At 62.9% G+C, this 25,390-nt stretch carries 26 protein-coding genes and 2 pseudogenes; 11 read left to right on the forward strand and 17 right to left on the reverse strand.

Going from position 1 to position 25,390, the window contains the following annotated elements:
* Positions 1–212 precede the first annotated feature (212 nt).
* From ugpB to HU230_RS32620, 7 genes are all read left to right on the forward strand, one after another.
* Positions 213–1,529 (forward strand): sn-glycerol-3-phosphate ABC transporter substrate-binding protein UgpB, encoded by a 1,317-nt coding sequence (ugpB, locus tag HU230_RS32590; protein ID WP_176534639.1) that lies wholly within the window; start codon positions 213–215, stop codon positions 1,527–1,529.
* A gap of 62 nt (positions 1,530–1,591) precedes the next feature.
* On the forward strand, positions 1,592–2,473 hold the full coding sequence (gene ugpA / locus HU230_RS32595) for a sn-glycerol-3-phosphate ABC transporter permease UgpA (RefSeq protein ID WP_176534638.1): 882 nt from the start codon (positions 1,592–1,594) through the stop codon (positions 2,471–2,473).
* Positions 2,473–3,321, forward strand: coding sequence for a sn-glycerol-3-phosphate ABC transporter permease UgpE (gene ugpE / locus HU230_RS32600; RefSeq protein WP_092120808.1), 849 nt, complete (start codon positions 2,473–2,475; stop codon positions 3,319–3,321). The genes ugpA and ugpE overlap by 1 nt, the downstream gene beginning before the upstream one ends.
* Complete coding sequence (locus HU230_RS32605; protein ID WP_176534637.1) at positions 3,321–4,403, forward strand: sn-glycerol-3-phosphate import ATP-binding protein UgpC; 1,083 nt, start codon at positions 3,321–3,323, stop codon at positions 4,401–4,403. Before ugpE ends, HU230_RS32605 begins: the two co-directional genes overlap by 1 nt.
* Before the next feature lie 23 nt (positions 4,404–4,426).
* Positions 4,427–4,603 carry a hypothetical protein gene (locus HU230_RS32610; protein ID WP_176534636.1) on the forward strand — a complete coding sequence of 59 codons (177 nt, stop codon included), beginning with the start codon at positions 4,427–4,429 and terminating at the stop codon, positions 4,601–4,603.
* 75 nt (positions 4,604–4,678) lie between these two features.
* Positions 4,679–5,104, forward strand: a complete 426-nt coding sequence (locus tag HU230_RS32615; protein ID WP_092120814.1) for an Hsp20 family protein — start codon at positions 4,679–4,681, stop codon at positions 5,102–5,104.
* A gap of 50 nt (positions 5,105–5,154) precedes the next feature.
* On the forward strand, positions 5,155–5,421 hold the full coding sequence (locus HU230_RS32620) for a BQ00720 family protein (protein WP_176534635.1): 267 nt from the start codon (positions 5,155–5,157) through the stop codon (positions 5,419–5,421).
* 151 nt (positions 5,422–5,572) lie between these two features.
* On the opposite strand, the gene HU230_RS32625 is transcribed toward HU230_RS32620, so the two are convergent.
* Together HU230_RS32625 and HU230_RS32630 are read right to left on the reverse strand one after the other, a co-directional pair.
* A complete protein-coding gene (locus tag HU230_RS32625) occupies positions 5,573–6,853 on the reverse strand; it encodes an MFS transporter (RefSeq protein ID WP_224943815.1) in 1,281 nt (426 codons plus the stop codon).
* A 338-nt stretch (positions 6,854–7,191) separates the two neighbouring features.
* Positions 7,192–7,539, reverse strand: coding sequence for a DUF6665 family protein (locus tag HU230_RS32630; RefSeq protein WP_176534634.1), 348 nt, complete (start codon positions 7,537–7,539; stop codon positions 7,192–7,194).
* A 263-nt stretch (positions 7,540–7,802) separates the two neighbouring features.
* On the opposite strand from HU230_RS32630, the gene HU230_RS32635 reads away from it, so the two are divergent.
* Complete coding sequence (locus tag HU230_RS32635; protein WP_176534633.1) at positions 7,803–8,360, forward strand: cytochrome P460 family protein; 558 nt, start codon at positions 7,803–7,805, stop codon at positions 8,358–8,360.
* A 49-nt stretch (positions 8,361–8,409) separates the two neighbouring features.
* On the opposite strand, the gene HU230_RS32640 is transcribed toward HU230_RS32635, so the two are convergent.
* The 7 genes and pseudogenes from HU230_RS32640 to HU230_RS32675 all read right to left on the reverse strand — a co-directional run bounded on the left by HU230_RS32640 (position 8,410) and on the right by HU230_RS32675 (position 13,286).
* A complete protein-coding gene (locus HU230_RS32640) occupies positions 8,410–8,610 on the reverse strand; it encodes a hypothetical protein (RefSeq protein ID WP_176534632.1) in 201 nt (66 codons plus the stop codon).
* A gap of 36 nt (positions 8,611–8,646) precedes the next feature.
* Complete coding sequence (locus HU230_RS32645) at positions 8,647–8,889, reverse strand: hypothetical protein (protein ID WP_176534631.1); 243 nt, start codon at positions 8,887–8,889, stop codon at positions 8,647–8,649.
* Positions 8,890–8,980: 91 nt separating this feature from the next.
* On the reverse strand, positions 8,981–9,232 hold the full coding sequence (locus tag HU230_RS32650; RefSeq protein WP_176534630.1) for a hypothetical protein: 252 nt from the start codon (positions 9,230–9,232) through the stop codon (positions 8,981–8,983).
* Positions 9,233–9,644: 412 nt separating this feature from the next.
* Positions 9,645–10,154, reverse strand: coding sequence for a class I adenylate-forming enzyme family protein (locus HU230_RS43885; protein ID WP_338077477.1), 510 nt, complete (start codon positions 10,152–10,154; stop codon positions 9,645–9,647).
* Positions 10,131–11,183: pseudogene (locus tag HU230_RS32660) on the reverse strand (AMP-binding protein); the annotation flags it as partial. The pseudogene HU230_RS32660 and the gene HU230_RS43885, both read right to left, overlap by 24 nt.
* A 143-nt stretch (positions 11,184–11,326) precedes the next feature.
* Positions 11,327–12,446 (reverse strand): annotated as a pseudogene (locus tag HU230_RS43890) (DUF5938 domain-containing protein).
* 36 nt (positions 12,447–12,482) lie between these two features.
* Entirely contained in the window at positions 12,483–13,286 is an 804-nt protein-coding gene (locus tag HU230_RS32675) for an SDR family NAD(P)-dependent oxidoreductase (RefSeq protein WP_176534629.1), read from the reverse strand.
* 332 nt (positions 13,287–13,618) lie between these two features.
* Here HU230_RS32675 and HU230_RS32680 point away from each other — a divergent pair, with 332 nt between their 5' ends.
* Entirely contained in the window at positions 13,619–14,257 is a 639-nt protein-coding gene (locus tag HU230_RS32680) for a TetR/AcrR family transcriptional regulator (protein ID WP_176534628.1), read from the forward strand.
* A 185-nt stretch (positions 14,258–14,442) separates the two neighbouring features.
* On the opposite strand, the gene ptsN is transcribed toward HU230_RS32680, so the two are convergent.
* The 7 genes from ptsN to HU230_RS32715 all read right to left on the reverse strand — a co-directional run bounded on the left by ptsN (position 14,443) and on the right by HU230_RS32715 (position 21,180).
* A complete protein-coding gene (gene ptsN / locus HU230_RS32685; RefSeq protein WP_029082506.1) occupies positions 14,443–14,904 on the reverse strand; it encodes a PTS IIA-like nitrogen regulatory protein PtsN in 462 nt (153 codons plus the stop codon).
* A 231-nt stretch (positions 14,905–15,135) separates the two neighbouring features.
* Positions 15,136–15,735 (reverse strand): ribosome hibernation-promoting factor, HPF/YfiA family, encoded by a 600-nt coding sequence (hpf, locus tag HU230_RS32690; RefSeq protein WP_176534627.1) that lies wholly within the window; start codon positions 15,733–15,735, stop codon positions 15,136–15,138.
* Positions 15,736–15,920: 185 nt separating this feature from the next.
* Complete coding sequence (gene rpoN / locus HU230_RS32695; RefSeq protein ID WP_176534626.1) at positions 15,921–17,576, reverse strand: RNA polymerase factor sigma-54; 1,656 nt, start codon at positions 17,574–17,576, stop codon at positions 15,921–15,923.
* 90 nt (positions 17,577–17,666) lie between these two features.
* Positions 17,667–18,665 (reverse strand): LPS export ABC transporter ATP-binding protein, encoded by a 999-nt coding sequence (gene lptB, locus HU230_RS32700; protein ID WP_176534625.1) that lies wholly within the window; start codon positions 18,663–18,665, stop codon positions 17,667–17,669.
* Between the two features lie 264 nt (positions 18,666–18,929).
* Positions 18,930–19,652: an LptA/OstA family protein gene (locus HU230_RS32705; protein ID WP_176534624.1), complete on the reverse strand. Its 723-nt coding sequence runs from the start codon at positions 19,650–19,652 to the stop codon at positions 18,930–18,932.
* 5 nt (positions 19,653–19,657) lie between these two features.
* A complete protein-coding gene (gene lptC / locus HU230_RS32710) occupies positions 19,658–20,383 on the reverse strand; it encodes an LPS export ABC transporter periplasmic protein LptC (protein WP_176534623.1) in 726 nt (241 codons plus the stop codon).
* Between the two features lie 182 nt (positions 20,384–20,565).
* Complete coding sequence (locus HU230_RS32715) at positions 20,566–21,180, reverse strand: ribonuclease D (RefSeq protein ID WP_176534622.1); 615 nt, start codon at positions 21,178–21,180, stop codon at positions 20,566–20,568.
* Positions 21,181–21,542: 362 nt separating this feature from the next.
* Here HU230_RS32715 and HU230_RS32720 point away from each other — a divergent pair, with 362 nt between their 5' ends.
* The gene (locus tag HU230_RS32720) at positions 21,543–22,808 is read left to right on the forward strand and encodes an MFS transporter (protein ID WP_176534621.1); all 1,266 of its coding nucleotides are present in this window, start codon (positions 21,543–21,545) and stop codon (positions 22,806–22,808) included.
* Positions 22,809–23,700: 892 nt separating this feature from the next.
* Here HU230_RS32720 and HU230_RS32725 read toward each other — a convergent pair.
* Positions 23,701–24,495, reverse strand: a complete 795-nt coding sequence (locus HU230_RS32725) for a hypothetical protein (RefSeq protein WP_176534620.1) — start codon at positions 24,493–24,495, stop codon at positions 23,701–23,703.
* A gap of 30 nt (positions 24,496–24,525) precedes the next feature.
* On the opposite strand from HU230_RS32725, the gene HU230_RS32730 reads away from it, so the two are divergent.
* The gene (locus tag HU230_RS32730; RefSeq protein ID WP_176534619.1) at positions 24,526–25,368 is read left to right on the forward strand and encodes an IS5 family transposase; all 843 of its coding nucleotides are present in this window, start codon (positions 24,526–24,528) and stop codon (positions 25,366–25,368) included.
* Positions 25,369–25,390: the final 22 nt, after the last annotated feature.

Raw genomic sequence — 25,390 nt, forward strand, 5'->3', positions numbered from 1 at the left:
TTCACATCAAGCCAACACATCGCCCCTGCGGTGCAACGTCGCGTCCGGCGTTGCACCGCACGCACGCGGGCGGCGTTCTCCGCCTTTTTTAGCGCTTCCCTTCGCTTCGGCTTCCCCCGTACCATGGCTTTCGTTTATACGGTCATTTGAACGTCATCCGGCGCTGATAACGCGCCCAACGAAAGATGGTGTTCCAACCGGAGGGGCTTTTGATGGTTTTCAGACGACTCGGCGCTGCTGCGGCAGCTGCTGCCACGCTTGTATTCGCGTCGCCTGCGTTCGCGGTGACGGAGATTCAGTGGTGGCACGCGATGACCGGCGCCAACAACGACGTCATCGTCAAGCTGGCCAACGACTTCAACGCCTCGCAATCCGACTACAAGGTGATCCCGACTTACAAGGGCGGCTACGCCGACACCATGAACGCCGGCATCGCCGCATTCCGCGCCGGCAACGCGCCGCACATCATGCAGGTGTTCGAGGTCGGCACCGCAACGATGATGGCCGCCACCGGCGCCGTCAAACCGGTCTACAAGCTGATGGCCGATGCCGGCGAGAAGTTCGATCCGAGCGTCTATCTGCCCGCGATCACCGGCTACTACTCGACCTCGAAGGGTGAGATGCTGTCGTTCCCCTTCAACTCGTCGTCGACCGTGATGTGGGTCAATCTCGACGCGCTGAAGAAGGCCAACATCGCGGAGATTCCGAAGACCTGGCCGCAAGTGTTCGAGGACGCCAAGAAACTGAAGGCGGCCGGCTACACCACCTGCGGCTTCTCCGGCTCGTGGGTCACCTGGGTCAATCTCGAGCAGCTCTCGGCCTGGCACAACGTGCCGCTCGCCAGCAAGGCCAACGGCTTCGACGGCTTCGACACCGTGCTCGAATTCAACGGCCCGCTGCAGGTCAAGCATCTCGAGAACTTGGTCGAGTTACAGAAGGACAAGACCTACGACTATGCCGGCCGCACCAACACCGGTGAAGGCCGCTTCACCGCGGGTGAATGCCCGATCTACCTGACCTCGTCGGCCTTCTTCGGCAACGTCAAGGCGCAGGCCAAGTTCAACTTCACCGCCGCGCCGATGCCCTATTATCCCGACGCCAAGGGCGCACCGCAGAACTCGATCATCGGCGGCGCCTCGCTCTGGGTGATGGGCGGCAAGTCGGCCGAGGAATACAAGGGCGTGGCCAAGTTCCTGACCTTCCTCTCGGACACTGACCGCCAGATCTGGATCCACAAGGCCTCGGGCTATCTGCCGATCACCAAGGCAGCCTACGCCAAGGCCAAGGAAGAGGGCTTCTACAAGGACCAGCCCTATCTGGAGACCCCGCTGCTCGAACTCACTAACAAGGAGCCGACCGAGAATTCCCGCGGTCTGCGCCTCGGCAACATGGTGCAGCTCCGCGACATGTGGTCGGAGGAGATCGAGCAGGCGCTGGCCGGCAAGAAGACCGCCAAGCAGGCGCTGGACTCGGCCGTCGAACGCGGCAACCAGATGCTGCGGCAGTTTGAAAAGACCGCCGTCCACTGACATGATGCCTTGAGGCCATCAACCGGCAGGCCGCAAACGCGGCCTGCCATTTTGCCGAGATCATGCAAAAGCAAGCGATTTTCCAGTCAAAGCTGTTGCCTTACGCGCTGGTTGCCCCGCAACTCGCGATTGTCCTGATCTTTTTCTACTGGCCGGCCGCGCAGGCGGTGATCCAATCCTTCCTGCTGCAGGACGCCTTCGGCCTTTCGACCGCCTTCGTGTGGTTCGAGAACTATCTCGAATTGTTCAAGGACCCGGCCTATTTCGCGGCGATCGTCCGAACCTTCGCGTTCTCGTTCGCGATCGCGGTCTCCTCGCTGTCGTTCGCGCTGCTGCTCGCGGTCATGGCCGACAAGCCGCTGCGCGGCTCGACGCTGTACCGCACGCTGCTGATCTGGCCCTACGCGGTCGCCCCGCCGGTGGTCGGCGTGCTCTGGGTGTTCATGCTGCACCCCTCGCTCGGCGTGCTGTCGCGCTATCTGCGCGCGATGGGCGTTGACTGGAATCCGCTGCTCGACGGCGACCAGGCGGCGGCCCTGATCATCCTCGCCGCGGCCTGGAAGCAGATCTCCTACAATTTCCTGTTCTTCCTCGCCGGGCTGCAGAGCATCCCGAAGAGCGTGATCGAGGCCGCCGCGATCGACGGCGCCCGCCCGATGCGGCGGTTCTGGACCGTGATCTTCCCGCTGCTGTCGCCGACCATCTTCTTCCTCCTGGTGATCAACATCGTCTACGCCTTCTTCGACACCTTCGGCATCATCGACACGATGACCCGCGGCGGCCCGGGCAAGGCGACCGAAACGCTGGTCTACAAGGTCTATACGGATGGCCTGCTCGGCGGCAATCTCGGCTCCTCCGCGGCACAGTCGGTCATCCTGATGGTCATCGTCGTCGTGCTGACGGGAATCCAGTTCCGCTTCGTCGAACGCAAGGTGACCTACTGATGGTCGAGGAGGAAGGCTTCCAGCGCTATCTGGCTCACGCCATCCTGTGGATCGGGATCGCGATCGTCGCCTTCCCGGTCTATCTGGCGATCGTCGCCTCGACCCAGGACAATGCCGTCATCGCCAACGGCCAGATGTCGCTGTTGCCCGGCGGCCATTTCCTCGAGACCTACTACCAGACGCTGTTTGTCGGCACGAGCGGCTCGACCCGCGAACCGGTGCTCAACATGATGCTGAACTCGCTGATCATGGCGCTCTTGATCGCGGTCGGCAAAATTGCGATCTCGATCATCTCGGCCTACGCGATCGTCTATTTCCGATTTCCGTTCCGGATGGCGATCTTCTGGATCATCTTCATCACCTTGATGCTGCCGGTCGAGGTGCGCATCTATCCGACCTACAAGATCGTCGCCGATCTGCATCTGCTCGACAGCTATGCCGGCCTGTCGCTGCCGCTGATCGCCTCGGCCACCGCGACATTGCTGTTCCGGCAGTTCTTCATGACCGTGCCGGATGAATTGCTGGAGGCCTCGCGCATCGACGGCGCGGGCCCGTTCCGCTTTTTCTGGGATACGCTGCTGCCGCTGTCGCGCACCAACATGGCCGCGCTGTTCGTGATCCTGTTCATCCTCGGCTGGAATCAGTATCTCTGGCCGCTTTTGATCACCACGCGCGACGACATGCAGACCATCCAGGTCGGCATCCGCAAGATGATCACCACGACCGACGCACTGACCGAATGGCCCGTCGTGATGGCGACCGCGCTGCTCGCGATGCTGCCGCCGGTGTTCGTCGTCGTCGTGATGCAGAAACTGTTCGTGCGCGGATTGGTGGAGACGGAAAAGTAATGGCTAACGTCACGCTGCGCAGCGTCCGCAAGACCTATCCCGGCGGCTTCGAGGCCATCAAGGGCGTCGATGTCGACGTCGGCGACGGCCAGTTCTGCGTGCTGGTCGGCCCAAGCGGCTGCGGCAAGTCCACGCTGCTCCGCATGGTCGCGGGGCTCGAGACCATCACCGGCGGCGAGATCGACATCGGCGGCCGCGTCGTCAACCAGATCGAGCCCGCCGATCGCGACATCGCGATGGTGTTCCAGAACTACGCGCTCTATCCGCATATGAGCGTCTATAACAACATGGCCTACGGCCTGCGCAACCGCGGCATGGCCGAAGCCGAAGTCAAGACCCGCGTCGAGGAAGCCGCGCGCGTCCTCGAGCTCTCGCCGATGCTGGAGCGCAAGCCGCGGCAGCTCTCCGGCGGCCAGCGCCAGCGCGTCGCGATGGGCCGCGCGATCGTGCGCCAGCCGAAAGTCTTCCTGTTCGACGAGCCGCTGTCGAACCTCGACGCCAAGCTGCGCATCGCGATGCGGGTCGAGATCCGCAAGCTGCAGCGCCGGCTCAACACCACCTCGATCTACGTCACCCACGACCAGCTCGAGGCGATGACGCTCGCCGACATCCTTGTGGTCATGAATGGCGGCCAGGTCGAGCAGATCGGCAATCCGCTGGAGATCTATCAGAAGCCGGCGACCACCTTCGTCGCCTCCTTCATCGGCGCGCCGCCGATGAACCTGATGCCGCTGCGCTCGGACGAGCTGACGTCCCAGATCGCGGGCGCCGATGGTGCCGGCATCGTCGGCATCCGGCCGGAAGATTTCGTGATCACCAGCGAGACCGCATCCGGCGGCGTCGCGCTTGGCCTGACGGTCGAGGCGATCGAGCATGTCGGCGCCGAGACCTTCGTCTATGGCAGCCGCCAGCGCGAGGAACGGGCCATCGCCGCCAATCCGGGCGAGCTGCCGCCCGGCGAAGTGATCGTCCGGATTCCCGGCGCCACTGGGCCTGCGATCGGCGAGCAGATCCGGGCGGTCGCGCCGCGCGACAAACTGCATCTTTTTACCGCTGACGGCCGCAAGCGCGTCGGCCCGTAACCGATCCGGAACGATTGGGGGCCATGCTGGCGCGTTTTCGAGCGAAGTGGACACCGGTTCGCGTGAAGAAAACGCGCCCGAAACAAAAAGTGGAGCATATCGGTCCTGATTTGATCAGAACCGATTTGCTCCAGGCGGCATTTACGCTGGTTTCAGAGGCGCTTGAACGCTATCCAGATCACTCCCATATTGGCTGGTGACCGACGGGCAAGCGGCCCGCCGGTTGCATGGGGTGCCGCAAGGGCCCCTCAAAGTCGCTTCGAGAGGACTTTGTAATGTCTCGTGTTCCATCGTTGTCCAGTCCGTTCCTTCTGGGATTCGACGAGATCGAGCGTGCGCTCGACCGCGTCGTGAAGGGCGCTGACGGCTATCCTCCGTACAATATCGAGCGGTGCGACCGTACCAACGGGCAGCCCGAGCGGTTGCGCATCACGTTGGCGGTAGCGGGCTTCACCCGCGACCAACTCGATGTAACTATTGAGGAAAATCAGCTCGTCATCCGCGGCCGCCAGCAGGACGACAAGGCTCGGCAATACATCCATCGCGGCATCGCCGCGCGCCACTTCCAGCGCACCTTCGTGCTGGCGGAGGGGATGCAGGTGCTCGGCGCGGATCTGAAGAACGGGTTGTTGTCGATTGACCTGGCCAGGCCGGAACCTGAACGGGTCGTTAAGACAATCGCTATCAATGAACACGAATAATAGAAACAACGAGCGGACTCGACCGCTTATCTGACTGAGGAGTCGAGACCATGAGTGAAGCGAATATCATCTTCCAATCCGAGAGCGTCACGCCGGAAGCGCTGGCCCATCTGGGCGAGGGCCATATCGCCTATGTGAAGCAAGTCCGTTCCGAGGACGTGCCGGATCTCTTTCCGCAGGCGCCGAAGATCGCGCCGGGCCTCAAGCTGTTCGCACTGCATGCCGCCGACGGCACGCCGATCATGCTGACCGACAGCCGCGAAGCCGCGATCGCGAACGCCTGGAGCAACGAGCTGCAGGCCGTCAGCGTGCACTAGCGCGGCTAATTCAGCATCCGCGAGTTCAATGCGCGGGCATGCCTCGACACCGATCGAGGCGGCCCGCGCATTTTTTTGCAGACCTCGTTTGGATCATTCGATCAAGGCCTGTCGTGCTCCTCGGAAATGTCCTTGTTGGTGTAGTCGGGCATCATGGCGGTCGCGACAATGCTGACGACCGCGAGAACAGAATGTAGAGCGCGATCACGTAGCCCGAGCCGGTGGCGGCCAGCAGTGCGGTGGCGATCAACGGTGCCGGCCCGCCTGAAATGACCGAGGAGAGCTGGTAGCCGATCGAGCAACCGCTGTACCGCAGCCGCGGGGTGAAGCACTCGGCTATGAGCGCCGCCTGCGGGCCATATGTCAGAGCATGCGGTATGAATGACAGCACGATGGCGATGAAGATCAACGCCGGAGCTGCCGTGTTCAGCAGCGCGAAATACGCAAAGCCGAACAGCCCGGTCAGAACCGCACCGATCAGGTACAGGCGCTTGCGCCCGATCCGATCCGACAGGTGCCCCGCCAGCGGGATGGTGAAGAGCTCAAGGGTGCCGGCGCAGATCAGACAGATGAGCAGGAAGTCGCGATCCTGATGGATGACCTGGGTGCCGTAAGCGAAGACAAAGGCCAGGTAGATGTAGGCCGGCGCCTGTTCGACCATCCGCGCCAGCGCCGAGAGAATGATCGACCGCGGCTGACGCTTGATCACCTCGATCACCGGGACGCGCGCGACACGGTTCTCGGCCACGATCCGCCGGAATGTCGGCGTCTCCATGATGCCGAGCCGGATGTAGAGCCCGATGGCGATCATCACGAGGCTCAGCAGGAACGGGATGCGCCAGCCCCAAACCAGGAACTGGTCGCCGGAAATGCGGCTGAACACCAGCACCGCGATGTTTGCCAGCAGCAATCCCGCGGGACCGCCGAGCTGCGGCCAGGACGTGATGAAGCCGCGGTGCTTGTTGGTCCGCGCCCACTCCATCGACAGCAGCACCGAGCCGCCCCATTCGCCGCCGACCCCGACGCCCTGAATGAAGCGGATGACGGTCAGGATGACGGCACCCCAGATGCCGATGCTGTCATAGGTCGGGACGAGGCCGACCGCCGTCGTGGCAAGCCCGGTCAGCAGCAACGTGGCGATCAGCGTTGCCTTGCGGCCGATGCGGTCGCCATAGTGGCCGAAGATCGCGGCGCCGATGGGCCGCGCGATGAAGCCGACCGTGTAGATGGCGAAGGCCTCCAGCACGCCAACCAGGGGATCGGACTTGGGAAAGAACAGCTTGCCGAAGACCAGGCCGGTCACCGTGCTGTAGAGCAGAAAGTCGTACCATTCGATGGTGGTGCCTACCGTGCTGGCAATCAATGCGCGCCGCAATTGCGCCTGATGCTCGGCTTCCGGGAGCGGGGCGACTGCAATGTCCAATGTCGTCATTGTACATCTCCCTGGCCCGACATGTTCGGGCCATCTGGAATGCGTTTCGTCCCCCGTCCACGGCGGTGGACGGGGGTATCGATGCCCGGTTATTTGTTTGGTTGGGGCAGGGCCGCAAATGCGCGGGGCGTGCCCATGCAGGCCTTGAGGAAGCCGGTCCTGGATCGCGCGCGGCCTAACCGATCGCCATCGCGGGAGTACGACATCCCTTCATGACACGGTCTTGCAATCCGAAATCTAGTCCTTCGGTCCGCCCGGTAAATTCGACCTTGGTCTGTGGGAATGGTCGTCGAACATGCTCGTCTGCCACTGCTGCAGCGCGGTGGCGGTCCGCGCCTTTATGGCGATGCGGTCGATGCGGCGAGCATCGGGCCCATGCAGTGCTGCACTTCGCCGGGCACATTGTAGGTGCGCATGATCGCGCGGCTGTCGCGCATGCCGCAAGCTTCCCGCTGCACCACGAACATCCAGAGCGCGTGGCCGGCTTCCCGCACCAGGATGCGCCGTGCCTGTTGGGCGGATGCCGGTGCTTCAGCGCGCGGATGGGCAGCATCGAACTCGCGCAGCCTGGCGAGAGCCTGTTCCAGCGCGCGGCCCATCCGTCCGAGTGCCGAAGCTTTCTCCTCGGCGAGTTCGTAGGCGAGAACGTCGACGGGAGTGCGATGGAAGCGAAAGTCGAGGGACATCGGTTATCCCATGGGGTCGCATGCACGACGATGCGCCCTGAGTCTTCTGGCGCGATGGGACGGTTGTCAATAGGCGCTCACGCCGTGGCTTCGGGCCGCGGACCATGGCAGCGGCCCCATTTCGCTCCGCGCCATTCCATGCTGTAATTCGTTCCCGTGACCGACGGTCCGCGCAGTCCTGAGCCTCGGAGAAGGCAACGCGATAAAGAGGAATTTCCAGCAAGAGATTATCCGCCGCCAAATCGATTGAGGGAGATGCGACCATGCGGAAGAGCTCGCTGATCAATCTCGTTGCTTCGGTGTCGATTTCCATCCTCGCGACCGGTGTCGCGATTTCCGCGCAGGACAAATACAGTCTGCAAGTGCCTGGTGGGCTCGCATTCTCCGAGTTCAGGGGATACGAGGACTGGCCGGTGATCGCGATCAGCGAGAACGAAGGCGTCATCGCCGTGATCCTGGGCAATCCGGCGATGATCGGCGCTTACCGCGAGGGCGTGCCCGGCAATGGCAAGACGTTCCCGGACGGCGCCAGGATGGCGAAGATCCATTGGATCCCGAAAAAGCAGGAAGCGTATCCCGGTCAGCCGACGGTGCCGGGCGCCCAACACGACGTCGACTTCATGCTGAAGGACAGCAAGCGGTTCGCGGATAGCGGCGGATGGGGATACGGCGCGTTCGAGTATGACGCGGCGTCGGATGTGTTCAGGCCGGCCACCACGGCGGACAATCCGCCACAGGAGAACGACGCGAAGTGTGGCTATGCCTGCCACACCGTGGTACAAAACCGCGATTACGTTTTCACCGAATACGGCAAGAGGTGAACGCCGATCGCGCGAGCCGGCGTTCCGTTAGCCGCGCCGGTTTCCGGCTTCAGTCCCTTGCTGAAACGGAGGCCTCCGCGCTGATGGCGCGATCCAGAGCCTCGACCAACGCCTGAACCTCGACGAACTTGCTGCGGGCCCGCTCCGCCTTGTCACGATCGAACGGAGCGGCCAGCACTTTCGCATGCGCGTCCCTGTCCTCGATCATGCGATCGCGGGCCTTCTTCAGTGTTTCGAGTCGCTCGCTCATCCGGGTCCTCCCTTACGTAGCTTTCGCAACCGGGCCTTAGCCGAACACCGCCGGAAGATCGCCCTTCCGGAAGAAGACCATCGGCTCATCATCATAGTCACCCATTTCGGGATCGCCGGTGGACGAGAATGCAACGACGGCGAGCTTGCTCAACGCCAGGCGCTCTGCCGTTCGCAGTGCGCCATTTGCCGTCTTGCAGACGATCGGAGGGTCCGGCTTGAGATGCCCGCCCTTGCCGGCGTTGAACGCCTGCACGACGTAGGTTGTTTCGCTTGCCATCAAGGCTCCCTCCGCCGGCCACCGGACGCGGTGACGCCAAGGACGAAGCGATGCGCTCGTCGCCGGCCACTCGCGTATCTCGTCGCAAATCTCAACAACCGCGACAAATGTTCTTCAGCTTCGCCGCAAGGCGGGCCTCTTCCGCGATCAACGGGTCCTTGTATTCGGATCGCGGCGCGTTGCTATCGATGGCCGGAGGCTTCTTGACCGTCGGAGGGAACGCGGCATCGTAGCAGGCGAGACGACCGACCGTGCCTTCGATCTTGTGGCAGGCCGGTTCGGCGGCGAACGCGCCTTGTGCAAGCAGGCCGGCCGCCACCGCGGCGAATAGAAGCGTTTTCATACAGGTGCCTTTCCGGGCGACTCACACCGAGCGTTTGATGATTTTGGTTGTGCGCCGACTGCGCGCTTGCGCGTTGCCGGTCGCATCGGGCGTCCGCCTGGCGTGGCCAAACGCCGGCGCTGCCGAATTCATCGTTGCGTCGCCTTATCCATGCAGGACGGCGGCAGCGGCCACCAGGAGCAGAAGAAACAGGGGAACGATCACCGGCGGCACGATCCAATCGGCCAGACGAAATCCAGACACGTATGCTCCTCATCTTTTGGCGGGAGCCCTACGTTACCCTCAGTCACCGGTGGATGCCGTGGATGGGCGGTGATGACGCGACTCTACGCTCAAGGTCGGCGAATAGCGAGCGTTTAAAACCCGGTGCGGCAGCAGCGTCAGGTCCACAGCGTCACCATCAAGCGCCGCCCTAGCTGCCTGAACGCTCGGTCAAGCGCGCGCGGATGTCCGGCTTCAGCACCTTGCCGACCTTGGAACGCGGAAGATCGTCCCAGACCTCGATCTGCTTCGGCGTCTTGATGCTGCCGACCCGCTGCTTGACGAACGCGGCCAGCGCCGTCGTATCGACGGTTTGGCCGGCGCGCGGCTGCACCACCGCGACGATGCGCTCGCCCCATTTGTCGTCGGGCAGTCCGATCACCGCGCAATCCTGCACCGCCTCATGGGCACGCAACGCGTTCTCGACCTCGATCGAGTAGACGTTGAAGCCGCCGGTGATGATCATGTCCTTGGCGCGGTCGACGATGTAGAGGTAGCCGTCGCCGTCGATGTAGCCGATATCGCCGGTGTGGTGCCAACCGTGCGCCGAGGCCTCACGCGTGGCCTCCGGGTTCTTGTAGTAGCCTTCCATGACCAGCGAACCGCGCACCACGATCTCGCCGCGCGATCCCGCGGGCAACAGCCTGCCGGCGCCATCCATGATGCCGGCCTGCACCAGCGGACCGATCCGCCCGGCGGAGGCAAGGCGCTCCATCGCGATCGTGCCGTCTGGATTGTAGTGATCGGCGGGCGCCATCATCGAGATCATCATTGGCGCCTCGGTCTGGCCGAACAGCTGCGCCATCGGCCCGATCCGCTTCAGGGCCTCGGCGAGCCGCGTCGCCGAGATCGGCGCCGCGCCGTACCAGAAGCATTGCAGCGAGGTGAGATCAGCTGCATCGAGCCCGGGATGATCGAGCAGCATGTAGATCACAGTCGGCGGCAGGAACGTATGCGTGACGCGATAGCGTTCGATCAGCGCGAGGTATTCGCCGATGTCAGGGTGGTGCATGATCACGACGCGGCCGCCGAGCGTCATGATCGGGAAACAAAGCACCCCGGCGGCATGCGTCAGCGGCGCCAGCGCCAGATAGATCGGACGGCCCTTGAACGGGTAGCCCATCAGGGTCAGCGCCGTCATCGCCTCGATGTTGCGGCCGGAGAGCATTACACCCTTCGGCTTTCCGGTGGTGCCGCCGGTGCCCGGGATCATCGCGAGATCGTCGATCGTCTCGCGCTGATAGACATCATCGGCGACACCGCTGAGCCAGCGGTCGAATCACGGCGCAAATGGCAGCTCGGTATCAAGGCAGACCAGCGCGCGCAGCTTGGGCAGATCCTGCCTCACCGCTTCGACCATTGGCGCGAAGCTCGAATGAAACAGCAGCAGGCTGCAATCGAACTGGTCGAGGATGAACTTGTTCTCGGTCGCCTCGTTGCGCGGATTGATCGGACACCACACGGCGGCCGCGCGCGAGATGCCGAACACGCAGGCGAAGGCGAGCGGATCGTTGCCGGACAGGATCGCGACCTTCTCGCCGGGCGCGATGCCCGATTGCTCGAGCCCGCGCGCGATCCGGTAGCTCAGCCGCTGTACCTCGCCATAGCTGAGATCGCGGCCATCCATCGTGAGGCACGGCGCGTCGGCGCCGAGCGAGGCACCCTTGTCGAGATAATCGATGAAGCGCATGGCAGGTCTCGCGCAAGAGGCGGGTGACGCGCTACTGCGTCACCCGCGGAAGCAGCGTTTTCGAGCAAATTGGATACCGGTCCGCTTGACGAAAACGCTTCAGGGAACGGAGTGTTGGGCCCCGAGCCAATCGGGGCCCAAGCTCAATCGTGCACGGTCAGGACCGGCTTGCCGACCAGGCCGAAGCTGCGCAATTGCCCGAGCAACTCGTGATGGCCGAACGCCTGGCAGCCGGAGGCGAAGCCCACGCGCTTGGGCGGCTGCTGCAGCAGGTACGCCGCGGCAAAGGCCTGCAGCATGCCGGTCTGCTTGTAGTTGCTGTTGCCGTAGATGACGCAGTGCGCGCGCCCCAGCGGGCCGGAGGCATACACCGAATCCATCGACTTGTTGACGCGCGGGTTCTCGCGCGGCGGCATGGTGTTCATCACGCCGGCAGCGGTCTGCGCCAGCGCGGCGTAGCGCTCGTCGGGCTTCATGTCCTTGGTCGCTTCCAGCGCGGCGGCAACGATCTGCGGCACGCCCAGCATCAGCGCACGGTTGAACACCCCGCCCAGCACCTTCACGTTGGCCACGCGCGGATCGCGCTTGAACCACACCGGGTGCGAGGTGCCGCCCCAGCGCCAGCTCGTGCTGGCCGGGGATGGCGAGGTTGTAGAGGCCGGCATCGGGCTGATGCTCGACGTACTTGTTCTGCTCAAGGTAGTAAGCCTTGGCCATCGCGGCGTTGACCAGGATGGTCTGCGTCGAGGCGATGGTCGGGCTGCCGCCCCAGAACACGGCGATATCAAGCGTGTCCAGGCCGGGCGTCTCCAGGCACAGCTGCGCGGCGATCTCGCCGGTGGTGTACATCTGCGCGATGCCCGGCGCGAGCAGCAGGCCGGCATTGGCGAACTTGGTGCCAAACTCCTGCTCGAGCGTGATCAGCCAGTCCTGCTCGCCTGTCGTGTCGGTGTAGTGGCACTTGGCAGCCAGGCAGGCCTGCACCACCTCGTTGCCGAACTTGGCGAACGGACCCACGGTGTTGAGCACCACCGAGGCGCCCTTGAACAATTCGGTCAGCGCCGCCACGGTGTGCTGCACCGTCACCACCTCGTGGTCGGCGGTCTCGATGCCGGCCACGTTCGACTTCATCGCCGCGTTGAGCTTCTCGCCGCTGCGACCGGCGGCGATGAAGGGGATGTTGTACTCGCGCAGATATTCGCAGACCAGCCGGCCGGTGTAGCCGGAAGCGCCATAGACGATGACGGGCTTCTTCTCGCTCATTGCGATCCTCCGAAATGCTTGTTGTCGGCTTTGTTACTACATGCCCATTCCGCCATCGACCGGCAGGCCGATGCCGGTGATGAAGCGGGCCTCGTTCGAGCACAGGAACACCGCGGCGTCGGCGATGTCGGAGACCTCGGCGAGCTTGCCGAGCGGCGTCTGCTCCACCACCGAGCCGACGGCGGCGTTGACGTCGGGCGCAAGTCCGATCTTCACGATGTCATTGGCGAGCTGCAGGCCCATGTCGGTCGGGATCAGGCCGGGATAGATGCAATTCACCCGCACCCCATAGCCGAGCTTGCCGGCTTCCATCGCGCCGACCCGCGTCATGCGATCGACGGCGGATTTGGTGCCGGAGTAGACGGCGATGCTCGGAAAGGCGATCGTCGCCGCGACCGAGGCGATGTTGACGACTGCGCCGCCCTTGCCCGCGGCTCCGCCCGGCCGCATCGCGCGGAAGGCGTGCTTCATGCCGAGCACGGTGCCGACGATGTTGACGTCGCACATGCGGCGCGCGTCCTCGGCCTTGATCTCGGCGACCAGCGAGGTGATCTCGATGCCGGCATTGTTGATCAGGATGTCGTAGCCGCCGAGGGTTTCGACCGTTGCGGCGACGGCCCGCTCCCATTGCGCGTCGTCGGTGACGTCGAGCTTGACGAAGCCGGTTTTCACCCCGGCCTTGGCGATCTCGGCGGCGCTGGCCTTGCCGGCATCGTCGAGGATATCACCGATCATGACCGCGGCGCCGGACTGCGCCAGCGCCTGCGCGATTGCTGCGCCAATCCCCCGGGCGCCGCCGGTGACCAGGGCTTTCCTGCCTTCAAGGCTCTTCCCACTCATGACGTAGTCCTCCCTTTGCTTGGTGATTGATCGGTGCTTTGGCGATCGACAGCACGCTCGGCGGCCTTGCGCATTCTGAGCGCATTGGTGGTCACGGCCGGCGTCGGCGGGGGCGCAGCGTTGGCGCGCCCCGCAGTGCATTTCCTCCTTGATGTCGTTAGGTCAGCCGTCTTGACGGTTGTCCAAATTATTGCGCCAACCCTCGTCCAGGAACTTGACACTTGTCAAGCCTGAATTTGACAAGTGTCCAAGAGGATGATTTTGAAGAGATGGAGCGCGCTGCGGTCCGCGCGGTATAAGTTGCTGCAGGGAAGAGACAGGAAAGGCACGAGATGGCGCGGCAAGCGACAGGAGCGGCCCAACGCGTGGCGGTGGCGGCCGAGACGCTGCGCGACGAGAAGTTCAACGCACGCCGCATCGAGCTTGCGGAGGCCGCGCTGGAAACGCTCGGCGAACTCGGCTTCGCGCGCACCAGCCTGCGCGAGATCGCGCAGAACTCCGCGTTCACGCACGGTGTGTTTCACTACTACTTCAGCGACAAGCTCGATCTGATCTGCTGCTGCGTCCGTCACTACAAGGCGAAATGCGTGACGCGCTACGACGAGGTGGTGACGACGGCACGAAGCCGCGACGAATTGACCGAAGGCTTCCTCGCCAAGCTCGCGGCGACGTTGCAGGACGAAGCCCGCATGCACCGGCTCTGGTACGACCTGCGCTCGCAAGCGATGTTCGAGCCCGCGTTTCGCAAGGACGTGCTCGAGATCGACAAGAGCCTGGAAGCGATGATCTGGCGCATCGCCACGCGCTACGCGGAGTTGGGCAACAGGAAGCCGGCATCATCTCCGGCTGCGCTCTACGCGCTATTCGACGGCCTGTTCCAGAGCGCGCTGCTCAGGCACCTCGCCAGCGACGAGAAGGCCATCCCCGATCTGCTCGACGAAGTCCGCCGTCTGCTGCCGACGATCTGTTGATAGAGTTGCGAACGAAGCGCAACGAAATTCGGGATTTGCGCGGCTTGCGAGATTTTCCCCGGATTGCGCTTCGCTTCATCCGGGCTACGGCGATCGAAATGATCGCGCAGTGTCGCGCGCCATCGCGTGACGAACGAACTATGGCTTGATGACAGTTGCGCGAACGAATTCGCGAATGCGGATGATTAGGCCGCGCTCGCCGGCGGCAGCGCGAGCACCGAGTAGATCGCCTGCGCGTCGCGCGAGGCACGCAGCTTCTTGGCGACGTCCTGGTCGCGCAGTAGGCGGGCAATGCGCGCCAGCGCCTTGAGGTGATCGGCACCGGCGCCTTCCGGCGCGAGCAGCAGGAAGATCAGATCGACCGGCTGGCCGTCCATCGCCTCGAAATCGATCGGGCGCTCGAGGCGGGCGAAGAAGCCGAACAGCTTCTCCAGCTTGGGCAGCTTGCCGTGCGGAATGGCGACGCCATAACCGACCGCCGTGGTGCCGAGCTTCTCGCGCTGCAGCAGCACTTCGAACACCGCGCGTTCGTTCTGCCCGGTCAGCGCGGACGCGCGCGCCGCGAGTTCCTGCAGCGCCTGCTTCTTGCTGATGACTTTCAAAGCCGGGAGAATCGCCTCGGGTGCGACCAAATCGGTAATCGGCATTGGGACGTTCCGAGGTGAATGAACCGTCAGGTTGCGAAATAGGCTTTACAGCGGCGGCGTCAAGAAGTTGAGGTGGGATGCGGGCTTAGCCCGGGTCCAGCTGGCAGGGCTTCTACTCCAACGTATCGGCGGTGCCAACACCTGCGAACCCTGTTCCGCCCCCTTATTCCTGGAGGCGGCGGACCATAAGCAGGGCTAGCTTCGGACGTCAATGCCATGGGCCAACTATCCTCAGGGGCTCACCGCCGGCGGATCGACCCAGCCGACATTGCCGTCCGTACGGCGGTATATGATGTTCAACCGGCCACTGCCGCCATGCTGGAATACCAGGCAGGAGGCGCCGGTCAGATCGAGCTCCATGACGGCTTCGCTGACCGACAGCCGCTTCAGCGCGGTGGTTGCCTCGGCAATGATTACCGGGCTGTATTCGGTGACCTCGTCCTCGTTCTCGGGCGCCTCGATCACGTAGCTCGGCGCGTCGAGCCCGACGCCGTTCAATTCGGCAAACGCAGCGTTCGCGGTGTAGGTCTTACGGGCCGAGCGGTCCTTGAGCCGGCTCTTGTAGCGGCGCAGGCGCTTCTCGATCATCAAGAGCGCGGCATCCGCGCTGGCATAGGCATCGGCGGCGTTGGATTCGGCTTCCAGCGTGATGCCGGAATCCAGATGCAGCGAGCAGTCGGTTCGGAAGCCGAAGCCATCCTTGCTCAGCGTGATGTGACCGGAATAGTTGCCATCAAAATACTTTCGCAGGACCTCGTCGGTGCGCTCGCTGACGCGCGCGCGAAGCGCCTCGCCGATGCTGATGCTCTTTCCCGAGATTCGAAGGGTCATTTGATGCCTCAATTGCTGGATGCCTCGATCACTCTTGCAGGAGCATGATGTTTGCTGGGCTTCCGGTCACCTCCCTTGCTGGACGACGCTTCGCCAGGAAAGATTGAGACTATCGCGATTTGACGCGAACGCAACGAGGGCATGATCCTGCCCGTACTCGGACGGGGTCGTACTCAAGAAGTAACCTAAACGGGGGCTGTATCGCGCGAGCGGTCGGGCGAGGAGGCAGGAGCCGATAGGGCATTACCGAGCATGCTCTGTTTGTCACGGCGACGCTGCACCGAGGATGGTATCCGCATCGCCTCGCGGTACTTCGCGACGGTGCGGCGGGCGATATCAATGCCTGAAGCGCGCAAACGTTCCACGATCGTGTCGTCGGACAGGATCGCCGACGCCGCCTCGCCGTCGATCAATTGCTTGATGTGGTGACGCACCGCTTCGGCCGAATGCGCCTCGCCGCCGTCGGCGGAGGCGATCGACGCGGTGAAAAAATACTTCAATTCAAAACTGCCGCGATTGGTCGCCATGTATTTGTTGGCGGTGACGCGCGACACCGTCGATTCATGCATTTGGATCGCATCCGCCACCGCCTTCAGATTGAGCGGCCTTAGGTGCGCGACGCCATAGGTGAAGAATCCGTCCTGCTGGCGGACGATTTCGGTTGCGACCTTCAGGATGGTGCGGGCGCGCTGATCGAGCGCGCGGACCAGCCAGGTCGCGTTCTGCAGGCAGTCGGTGAAGTACGACTTGTCACCGTCCTTGCGGATCGTCTTCGACAACTCAGAGTAATAGGTCTGGTTGACCAGGACGCGCGGCAGAGTGTCGCTGTTGAGCTCGACATGCCAGCCGCCGTCGGGGCCCGGACGCACATAGACGTCGGGCACCATGGTCTGCGTCCGGGCGGTGCCGAACTTCAGCCCCGGCTTCGGATCGAGCCGGCGGATCTCCGCGATCATGTCGGTGATGTCTTCGTCGTCGACGCCGCACAGCTTTCGCAAGGCCGCGATGTCGCGCTTGGCGAGCAGATCGAGATGCTCGACCAGCGCCTGCATCGCCGGATCGTAGCGATCGAGCTCGCGCAGCTGGATCGCCAGGCACTCGCTCAGGTTTCGCGCGCACACGCCCGGCGGATCGAACTTCTGCAGCACCGCGACGACTTCGTCGACCGCCTGCTGCGGCGCTCCGAGCCGCTCGGCGGCCTGGCCGAGATCGGCCGGCAGGTAGCCGGCGTCGTCGACCAGGTCGATCAGATACTGCCCGATCATACGCTGCGCCGGCGCCGAGAATGCCACGGCGAGCTGTTCGGCGAGGTGATCGGCGAGCGTCAGCTCGGCGGCCACGAAGGCTTCGAGATTGTATTCGTCGTCGCTGGAGGCGCCACCACCCCATTCGGTATAGACCGACGGCGGCGCGTCCTGCGCGGCGCGCGCGGCGGCTTCGGCCGGCTCTTCGGAGAACACGTTGTCGAGCCCGGTATCGAGCGTCTGCTCGATCTCGGCGCGGGTGCCGAGGTCGCGGTTCAGCCATTCCTCCTGGCCGGGCTCAAAGGCGGCCTCGCCGCCCGAGCCTGCGGTCATGTCGGACGCCTCGCCCTCGTCTCCGTAGCTCGAGGAACCATCGGAATCGCCGTAGTCCGGCCGCTCCATCGCCGGCTCGCCTGCCACCGGCGGTTCCGGCCCGTCGGCGGCCCGCTCGAGCAGCGGGTTGCGCTCCAGCTCTTCCTCGACAAAGGCCGACAAATCCAGGTTCGACAGTTGCAGCAGCTTGATCGCCTGCATCAGCTGCGGCGTCATCACCAGCGACTGCGACTGGCGGAACTCTAGTCTTTGCGTCAGCGCCATGGAGGCAAGAACGATCCCAAAAATTGGCTCGATTCTTGCTTATCTTAGTCCGCTTGGGATGTACACGGCTTGACGGATGCAAAATTTGGGCTACAGGCGGAATTCCTCGCCAAGGTAAAGCCTGCGTACATCCGGGTCGTTAACGATCTCCTCCGGGCTGCCCTCAGTCAAGATCTCACCGGCATAGACGATATAGGCACGGTCGGTCAGGCCGAGCGTCTCGCGGACGTTGTGGTCGGTGATGAGCACGCCGATGCCGCGGTTGGTGAGATGGCGCACGAGGTCCTGGATGTCGCCGACCGCGATCGGGTCGATGCCGGCGAACGGCTCGTCGAGCAGCATGTAGTTCGGACGCGTCGCCAGCGCGCGCGCAATTTCGACGCGGCGGCGCTCGCCGCCGGACAGCGCGATCGACGGGCTCTTGCGCAGCCGCGTGATGTTGAATTCGTCGAGCAGCGAATCCAGCTCGTGCTCGCGCTTCTTCTTCGAGGGCTCGACGACCTCGAGCACCGCGCGGATGTTCTGCTCGACCGACAGGCCGCGGAAGATCGAGGCTTCCTGCGGCAGATAGCCGATGCCGAGCCGCGCGCGCTGATACATCGGCAGCTTGGTGACGTCGTGACCATCGAGCTCGATCGCGCCGCGATCGGCCTTGATCAGGCCGGTGATCATGTAGAACACCGTGGTCTTGCCGGCGCCGTTGGGCCCGAGCAGGCCGACCGCCTCGCCGCGGCGCACATAGATGCTGACGCCGCGCACGACCTGGCGGCTGCCAAAACTCTTTTCCACGCTATGCACAGCCAGATAGCCCGGCCGCTTGATGAGCTGCGGCGCAGAAGCGGCGTTGTTCTTAGCCGGATTCCTGGCCGGCCTCGCCCGCGCCGGGGCGGGTGCTGCTGCGGGCTGGGATCGCGGCAGCTCGACGGCGGGAACCGGAGCGGCGCGCGCCATCGGCGGCGCGTCGCGCACCGGTGACGTCAGCATCTCGCCGAACTGGTCGCCGAGCGCCGTGATGTCGTCATGCGCGCGCGCAAATCCGGAACTGCGTTTCGCAGGGCGCCGCCGGAACATGCCGAGAAAATCCACCATCCCCGCTTCGCTTCAGCCTTTCACGGTGATCCCGCAACCTTGCCTGCGCACCAATCGATTCGCACGGCGAAGCGCGATCACCCGCGCCTTGAATGAATGGATGCCCCTGTCCCGGCCAACATAACTCCCCCTCAAAGGCACATCGTCCGGCCGGGCCGCTGCAGTAGATACAGTCTCGCCCCGCGCGCTTCAACCTCGCGGTCGCAAAATATTATCTAACTTATTGATTCTACTTCACCTTACGCGAAGCTTACTTTGTGAAGCCTATTTCGACTTGCTACCCGGAAACAGTTGGAGCGGCGACGGGGCCGCGCCGGGGGCAGCCGGCGCGCCGCAGCCGCCCTTGCCGTTCTGTCCGCCCTGCGACTGGATGAACAGGCCCTGCACCTTGCCGCTGTCGGATTCCACCCGCGAGACGCCGGTGGTCATGTCGACCAGCAGACGGTCGCCGCGCAGCACGTTCTGGCACTGGGTCAGCACCACCTGGCCGCCGCCACCGCCAAGCATGGTGATCAGGTTGGTCTTGGTGTCGAAGATCGCGGTCTCGCCGGTAACCACCTGATCCTTCTGGGTGACGACGACATTGCCCTTCGCCTCCAGGCGCTTGATCGAGGACGCGCCGCCGGGGCCGGGCGTTGCCGACTGTATCGGCGCAGCGCCCTTGGTGGCCCCGCCTTTGCTGCCGGCCGGAGCAGGCGCCGGCGTCTGGGTCGACTTATCCTCGTAGAACACGACCAGGACCTTCGAGGTCATGGTGGTGTCGCCCTGCACGACCTTCACATTGCCGGCGAAGGTCGCCTCCTTCTTCTTGTCGCGCATTTCGAGCGAGGCGGCCTCGATCTGGATCGGCTGGTCGCGGTTCTGCGAAAAGCCCTGCATGGCGTTGGGAACGCCACTCATCGAGCCCTGCGCGGACGCAGCGCCGGCTGCGAACAGCGTGAGCAGAAAGGCCGCAATTGCGATGCCGTGCGGAAAACGTCTCATCATCAAATTCATTTCGGGTTGGCGGACTTGCGCGGCTTCGGTGGCGGCGGAGGTGGCGCGGGCTCGGCGGGCGGGCTCGGGTTGTTGTCGCCGAGCTTGTCCAGGTTCATCACGACATTGCCTTCGAACCGCACGAGCTCGCCGCTGTTGTAGATCCTGAGGCGGTCGGCGGTCAGCGTGCCTTCGAGCAGCTTGACGTCGACATGCTCGTCCGACGACACGTTGCCCTTGTTGATGTCGACAAAGGCCTGCGTCAGCTTGGCCTCATAGCCGGTGGACGACTGCAGGAAGATATCCTCGCGCAGGTCGAGCAGCTGCTTCTTGTTGTCGAAGAACCCGGTGCGTGCATCCATCGTCACCGTCGACTGATCCTGCTGCGCCACCTTGGCGCGGATCGTCTTCAGCTCGACATGGTCGGGATCGGTGACGTCCTGGATCGCCGCCTTGGCCCACATTTCATAGGGCCGGCCGTCGGCCGAGAAGCCGGCGATATGCGGCGATTCCATCGTGATCTTGGTGCCGGACACGACGAGGTTGTCCATCTCGACCGGCAGCTTGGGGATCAGCTCGCGGAATGGATTGTAGAGCGAGATGAAGATGATCGAGGCCATCGACAGCCCGACCACCGCAGGCACCGCGATGCGCAGGATCCGCACCATGCGGCTGTGCCGCGCGGCGGCGGCAAAGCGCGCCTCGAGGCCCGTGACATAGGCTGGATTCTGAACCGAATTCACCTGAGCTCCAGAGGCGCGGAATTGCCCCTATTCTAGCCGGAGCCGCCCCAATATGCAGCCCGGACCTCGCGTCGCGCGCCCCAAGCCGACTTCAAGGCGGACCACGCGTGAACAGTTTGGCCGAAACGGGGCGGAACCGGCCCGGCTGCGACGAATTCGGCGCCCACCATGAACGGGCGAAATCACGAATGGGCGAAGATGTCCTCAGCCTCCCAGCCGTCAAGATCGAGCCTGGCGCGCGTCGGCAGGAAATCAAAGCACGCCTGGGCGAGATCAGTCCGTCCCTCGCGCGCCAGCATCACATTCAACTTGTCGCGCAGCGCATGCAAATGCAGTACGTCGGACGCGGCATAGGCGAGCTGGGCCTCGCTGAGGCTTTGCGCACCCCAGTCGCTCGACTGCTGCTGCTTCGACAATTCGACGTTCAGCACCTCGCGCACCAGATCCTTCAGGCCATGGCGGTCGGTATAGGTGCGCGCCAGGCGCGAGGCGATCTTGGTGCAATAGACCGGCGCCGGCATCACGCCGAACGTGTTGTAGAGCACCGCGACGTCGAACCGCGCGAAATGGAAGATCTTGGTGATCGCAGGATTCGCGAGCAGCGCCTTCAGGTTCGGCGAGTCCGTGTGCCCCTTCGGAATCTGGATCACGTCGGCGGTGCCGTCACCGTTCGACATCTGCACCACGCAGAGCCGGTCACGGTGCGGATGCAGTCCCATGGTCTCGGTGTCGATTGCCACGGAATCGGTGTAGCGGGACAGATCAGGCAGGTCGCCGCGATGCAGGCGGATGGTCATGAAAAAGGGCCTCGGGTCTCGGATCGATTCGACGGGCGACACTAGCGCTCAAACGCCCGGGATGCGAGCGGATAGGACGTCTCGGGCCCCTCAGCCAAGGGTTTCCGCCCAGCTTTGCCATATCCCGACACGGCGGCCCAGTCGCGCGACTGCTGTTGCATTTGGATCACGCTGCAATTCAAACGATCAGAGGTGGGATGATCGGAGGCGGCACAATTCCCATATGGAAGCATGGGAAATTTCGCGGCCCTCGATCACGCTTCCGCGCATTTTTTGCATTTCGGCGCCGATGAAATCCGCGAACGGGGCCCCTATCTGTGCCCAGCCGCTCGCAGCTCCACTCATCATCACGAATGAGCCTCATGTCGGAACAGACCATCGCCGCGCCGATCGACGAGCCGCAGGAACGCGGCTTTTCGCGCTATCAATCGTTCCTGATCGCGCTGCTTGCCTTCACGCAGTTCACCCTGATCCTCGACTTCATCATCATGTCGCCGCTCGGCGCCATCCTGATGCCGTCGCTCAACATCACGGCCGGGCAGTTCGGCGTCGCGGTCTCGGCCTACGCGTTCGCGGCCGGCATTTCCGGCATCCTCGCCGCCGGCTTTGCCGATCGCTTCGACCGCAAGCGGCTCTTGCTGTTCTTCTATGTCGGCTTCACGTTCGGCACCGTGCTCTGCGCCCTGGCGCAGAATTTCCATGTGCTGCTGCTCGGCCGCATCGTCACCGGCCTGTTCGGCGGGGTGATCGGCTCCGTCGTGCTCGCCATCGTCACCGACCTTTTTCCGCTGCATCTGCGCGGCCGGGTGATGGGCTTCATCCAGACTGCGTTCGCCGCGAGCCAGGTGCTCGGCGTGCCCGCCGGGCTTTTCCTCGCCAATCACTGGAACTGGCACATCTGCTTCGTGGCCATCGTCGGCCTGTCGATCGCGGCAATCGCCACCATCGCGCTGGTGATGGAGCCGGTCGACGGACATCTCAAGCTGCAGCACGACAGCAACCCGTTCCAGCATTTGATCTCAACCGTCGCGCAGCCGCGCTACACGCTGGCCTTTTTGGTCACGACGCTGCTGGCGACCGGCGGCTTCATGCTGATGCCGTTCGGCAGCGCCTTCACCGTGCACAATCTCGGCATCGACATCGTCCATCTGCCGACGATCTATCTGGTCTCCGGCCTGTTCAGCATCCTGATGGGACCGCTGGTCGGCCGCGCCAGCGATGCGTTCGGCAAATATCCGACCTTCATCTTCGGCTGCGTGGTGTCGGCCATCATGGTGCTGATCTACACCCATCTCGGCCACGTCTCGCTGCTGACCGCGATCATCGTCAATGTGCTGATGTTCGTCGGCATCTTCTCGCGCATGATCCCCTCCCAGGCGCTGATGTCGGCGATCCCCGATGCGAGCCAGCGCGGATCGTTCAGCGCGATCAGCGCGTCGGTGCAGCAGTTGTCGGGCGGGTTGGGCTCGGTGGCTGCAGCCGCGATCGTCGCCGAGAATCCGGACGGCTCGCTGCTGCATTTCGACCGGATCGGCTATGTCGTGGTAGCGAGCTCGATGATCTCAATGATCGCGATGTACTTTGTGCAGCGGCCGATCGCAAAGCGCGCGGGGCGGCGGGTGGTGTGACGGGCGGTCGCGGATCTGGAGGTATGGCGGCCGGGACGAGCTTGAATCGGCCAGCGCGGACCAATTGGTGGCGCGGGCTGGCCGTCTCGTCCGATTGGTCTTGTCGATACTGGGTTGATCTCGTTAGGCAGCGACGCAACGATCCGCCTACTTCTAAGATCAGTGCTGCTTGAAGCCCAAACGCCCTCGTCGGTGGCGGGTTACGGCTTCGCCTAACCCGCCCCACGAACGTTAGCGATTTCAATCGCTTGAAAAGGGGGTGGTGCCCAGGAAAGGATTGTCTCCCAAGACGCTTAAAGCAAGCAAAACCAATTACTTAACGCCACCTCGGATGCCGGCTTTGTACCAAGCAAATGTGCCGATGTCGATAGCAGAATTCGTCTTCCCCAATGCTCTGCCTACTTAGCTTGCTATTATCTCTGCCGCTCTGCTTCAGGCGCGCTCACGCATTTGACGGAGGGCTGTACATAATTGGGACGTATGAACGATCAACGCTATAACGCCTTTTGCCTTTGAAATGTTGGTAACGTTGTAACGTTCGCGCGGAGTCGCGAAGGACCGACCCATTAGTCCGAAGTTTGCGGCGGCGATACGCAGAAAACCGAATCTCTTGAATCACTTGAGGCAAAATTCGCTTGCCAAAAGTGTCCATGTGATTGGCCGAGCCGATGTTCACAAATCATCCCATTTGTGATTCGATTCGAAACTCCAGGGCAGCGAACTGCGTGTCCAGTAGCGAAAAAGGCGATTTTCGAGAATCGTGAGTCAGATCAGTCGGTTGGTCGGCTGCTCGACTCGGCAACGCACACTTCGGATTAGTCACAAAGCGTCACAGGGGTTGGGGCGGACCGCGGCAGCGCTCGGGCGGCAGGCTAGCCGGGCAAGGTAGGACTCACCATCGTTTGCCGAAGAGGTCACCGGTCTGAGTTTGGTCAACGCTTGTACGCTCTGTTTGTGACGGAGCTTCCGTTGGCGTCGTTCCCGCGACTATCGATTTCGCCGTAGCGAGGGCACGAAGATACAGCTCCGTTTGATCCTTCATTTCGGACTCCGTGAGCAACACAAAGTCTCCACGGTTCCAGACTTCGGCATAGCGGCCAGAGCCAGTGCCCTTCGCCCTTGGAAAGCAGATAAATTCACCTGGGGAATCTTGGAAATCGGTCAAGGAGAATACGGCATCTTCCAAAACCGTCATAAGGAGGCGTCTTTGGAATAGTGTCAGGGGCATCGTCGCCCATCCCACGATGAAGATAGGCTTCAGAACGCCTGCCTCAGAAATAACTATCAGAGGCTTCACCGGGATTCTTGTATCGCGGCTAATGCTATAAGGAGCCACGTATTGATCGTATGATGGTTTCCCCGAGTAGTTTCGAACGTCATCATAGTCATAGAAAGCGTTAACGTACTCTGCGACGTACGGCCTACTTTTTTTGTGACCATTGTTGAGCGCCGCCTTTAGCGCGGTATCGCGATCTAACTTAAGGGCGATCCTGTCTCGAATAATTGGTTGCCCCGCTGCATAAGAGATTTGGGGCGTCCCCGTCATAAAAGAAACGATCGACTTTACAGTCGAAAGTTCGGTGGGATGGTTGAAGCGTACCCAATTATGGACAAACGGCGGACGATCGATCTTCTTAGTGTCCGACCGAAAAATAAGTTGAGTGATATCAGCGAGTTCTGATTCCATTGGTGTTGCGAAGCATCAAAGGGATCGAGAATGTGGACTGATATCACCCGGGCACAGTTTGCCCGAGAGGAGCTGCGTTTGCCAAGCGACTTGACGGATGCGGAATGGGGCGTGCTGGAGAGGTTGCTTCCTGTGCGGGCCAAGCGCGGGCGGCGCCCGAAATGGAGCTATCGCGACATCGTCGAGGCAGTGCTCTATCTGCTGCGCGGCGGGTTGCCGTGGCGCATGCTGCCGCCCACTCTGTTTCCACCAATGACCACGGTGCAGTACTATTTCTACCAATGGCGCGACAGCGGATTGTGGCAATCGATCAACCACGCACTCCTGATGTTGGCGCGCGAGGCGATCGGCCGGGAGGCCTCGCCGACGGTCGGCGTGATCGACAGCCAATCGGTCAAGACCACGGAAAGTGGCGGCCCTCGCGGCTACGACGCGGGAAAGAAGATCAAGGGTCGAAAGCGTCACATCGTCACCGACACCCAAGGGCTCCTGGTCGGAGCGATTGTTCACGCTGCCGACGTCCAGGATCGCGATGGCGCGCCAGATGTCCTGTGCAGCATTCGCTATCGCTTCCCCTGGCTGCGCCATATTTTCGCCGATGGCGGCTATGCCGGCGAAAAGCTCAAGGCGGTGCTGGAAAAGATCGGCCGGTGGACTGTCGAGATCATCAAGCGCTCCGATGCTGCACGGGGCTTCCAGGTGCTTCCGCGGCGCTGGGTCGTCGAACGAACCTTCGCCTGGCTCGGCCGCAATCGCAGATTAGCCAAGGACTTCGAGCGAACCATCGAAAGCGCAACTGCCTGGCTCTTCCTCGCCTCTGTCCAACTCATGACAAGGCGCATCGCAGCGATAAAAACAGCAATGCAATTTTGAGTCAGGCTCTTAGACATTTTGA

Origin of the sequence: Bradyrhizobium quebecense (assembly GCF_013373795.3) — a bacterium.
GTDB lineage: Bacteria > Pseudomonadota > Alphaproteobacteria > Rhizobiales > Xanthobacteraceae > Bradyrhizobium > Bradyrhizobium quebecense.

Bases quoted from the DNA above. Each gene is read 5' to 3' on its own strand.
- ugpB (WP_176534639.1), top strand. From the start codon at position 213: ATGGTTTTCAGACGACTCGGCGCTGCTGCGGCAGCTGCTGCCACGCTT.
- ugpA (WP_176534638.1), top strand. From the start codon at position 1,592: ATGCAAAAGCAAGCGATTTTCCAGTCAAAGCTGTTGCCTTACGCGCTG.
- ugpE (WP_092120808.1), top strand. From the start codon at position 2,473: ATGGTCGAGGAGGAAGGCTTCCAGCGCTATCTGGCTCACGCCATCCTG.
- HU230_RS32605 (WP_176534637.1), top strand. From the start codon at position 3,321: ATGGCTAACGTCACGCTGCGCAGCGTCCGCAAGACCTATCCCGGCGGC.
- HU230_RS32610 (WP_176534636.1), top strand. From the start codon at position 4,427: ATGCTGGCGCGTTTTCGAGCGAAGTGGACACCGGTTCGCGTGAAGAAA.
- HU230_RS32615 (WP_092120814.1), top strand. From the start codon at position 4,679: ATGTCTCGTGTTCCATCGTTGTCCAGTCCGTTCCTTCTGGGATTCGAC.
- HU230_RS32620 (WP_176534635.1), top strand. From the start codon at position 5,155: ATGAGTGAAGCGAATATCATCTTCCAATCCGAGAGCGTCACGCCGGAA.
- HU230_RS32625 (WP_224943815.1), bottom strand. From the start codon at position 6,853: ATGACGACATTGGACATTGCAGTCGCCCCGCTCCCGGAAGCCGAGCAT.
- HU230_RS32630 (WP_176534634.1), bottom strand. From the start codon at position 7,539: ATGTCCCTCGACTTTCGCTTCCATCGCACTCCCGTCGACGTTCTCGCC.
- HU230_RS32635 (WP_176534633.1), top strand. From the start codon at position 7,803: ATGCGGAAGAGCTCGCTGATCAATCTCGTTGCTTCGGTGTCGATTTCC.
- HU230_RS32640 (WP_176534632.1), bottom strand. From the start codon at position 8,610: ATGAGCGAGCGACTCGAAACACTGAAGAAGGCCCGCGATCGCATGATC.
- HU230_RS32645 (WP_176534631.1), bottom strand. From the start codon at position 8,889: ATGGCAAGCGAAACAACCTACGTCGTGCAGGCGTTCAACGCCGGCAAG.
- HU230_RS32650 (WP_176534630.1), bottom strand. From the start codon at position 9,232: ATGAAAACGCTTCTATTCGCCGCGGTGGCGGCCGGCCTGCTTGCACAA.
- HU230_RS43885 (WP_338077477.1), bottom strand. From the start codon at position 10,154: ATGGATGGCGCCGGCAGGCTGTTGCCCGCGGGATCGCGCGGCGAGATC.
- HU230_RS32675 (WP_176534629.1), bottom strand. From the start codon at position 13,286: ATGAGTGGGAAGAGCCTTGAAGGCAGGAAAGCCCTGGTCACCGGCGGC.
- HU230_RS32680 (WP_176534628.1), top strand. From the start codon at position 13,619: ATGGCGCGGCAAGCGACAGGAGCGGCCCAACGCGTGGCGGTGGCGGCC.
- ptsN (WP_029082506.1), bottom strand. From the start codon at position 14,904: ATGCCGATTACCGATTTGGTCGCACCCGAGGCGATTCTCCCGGCTTTG.
- hpf (WP_176534627.1), bottom strand. From the start codon at position 15,735: ATGACCCTTCGAATCTCGGGAAAGAGCATCAGCATCGGCGAGGCGCTT.
- rpoN (WP_176534626.1), bottom strand. From the start codon at position 17,576: ATGGCGCTGACGCAAAGACTAGAGTTCCGCCAGTCGCAGTCGCTGGTG.
- lptB (WP_176534625.1), bottom strand. From the start codon at position 18,665: ATGGTGGATTTTCTCGGCATGTTCCGGCGGCGCCCTGCGAAACGCAGT.
- HU230_RS32705 (WP_176534624.1), bottom strand. From the start codon at position 19,652: ATGATGAGACGTTTTCCGCACGGCATCGCAATTGCGGCCTTTCTGCTC.
- HU230_RS32715 (WP_176534622.1), bottom strand. From the start codon at position 21,180: ATGACCATCCGCCTGCATCGCGGCGACCTGCCTGATCTGTCCCGCTAC.
- HU230_RS32720 (WP_176534621.1), top strand. From the start codon at position 21,543: ATGTCGGAACAGACCATCGCCGCGCCGATCGACGAGCCGCAGGAACGC.
- HU230_RS32725 (WP_176534620.1), bottom strand. From the start codon at position 24,495: ATGGAATCAGAACTCGCTGATATCACTCAACTTATTTTTCGGTCGGAC.
- HU230_RS32730 (WP_176534619.1), top strand. From the start codon at position 24,526: ATGTGGACTGATATCACCCGGGCACAGTTTGCCCGAGAGGAGCTGCGT.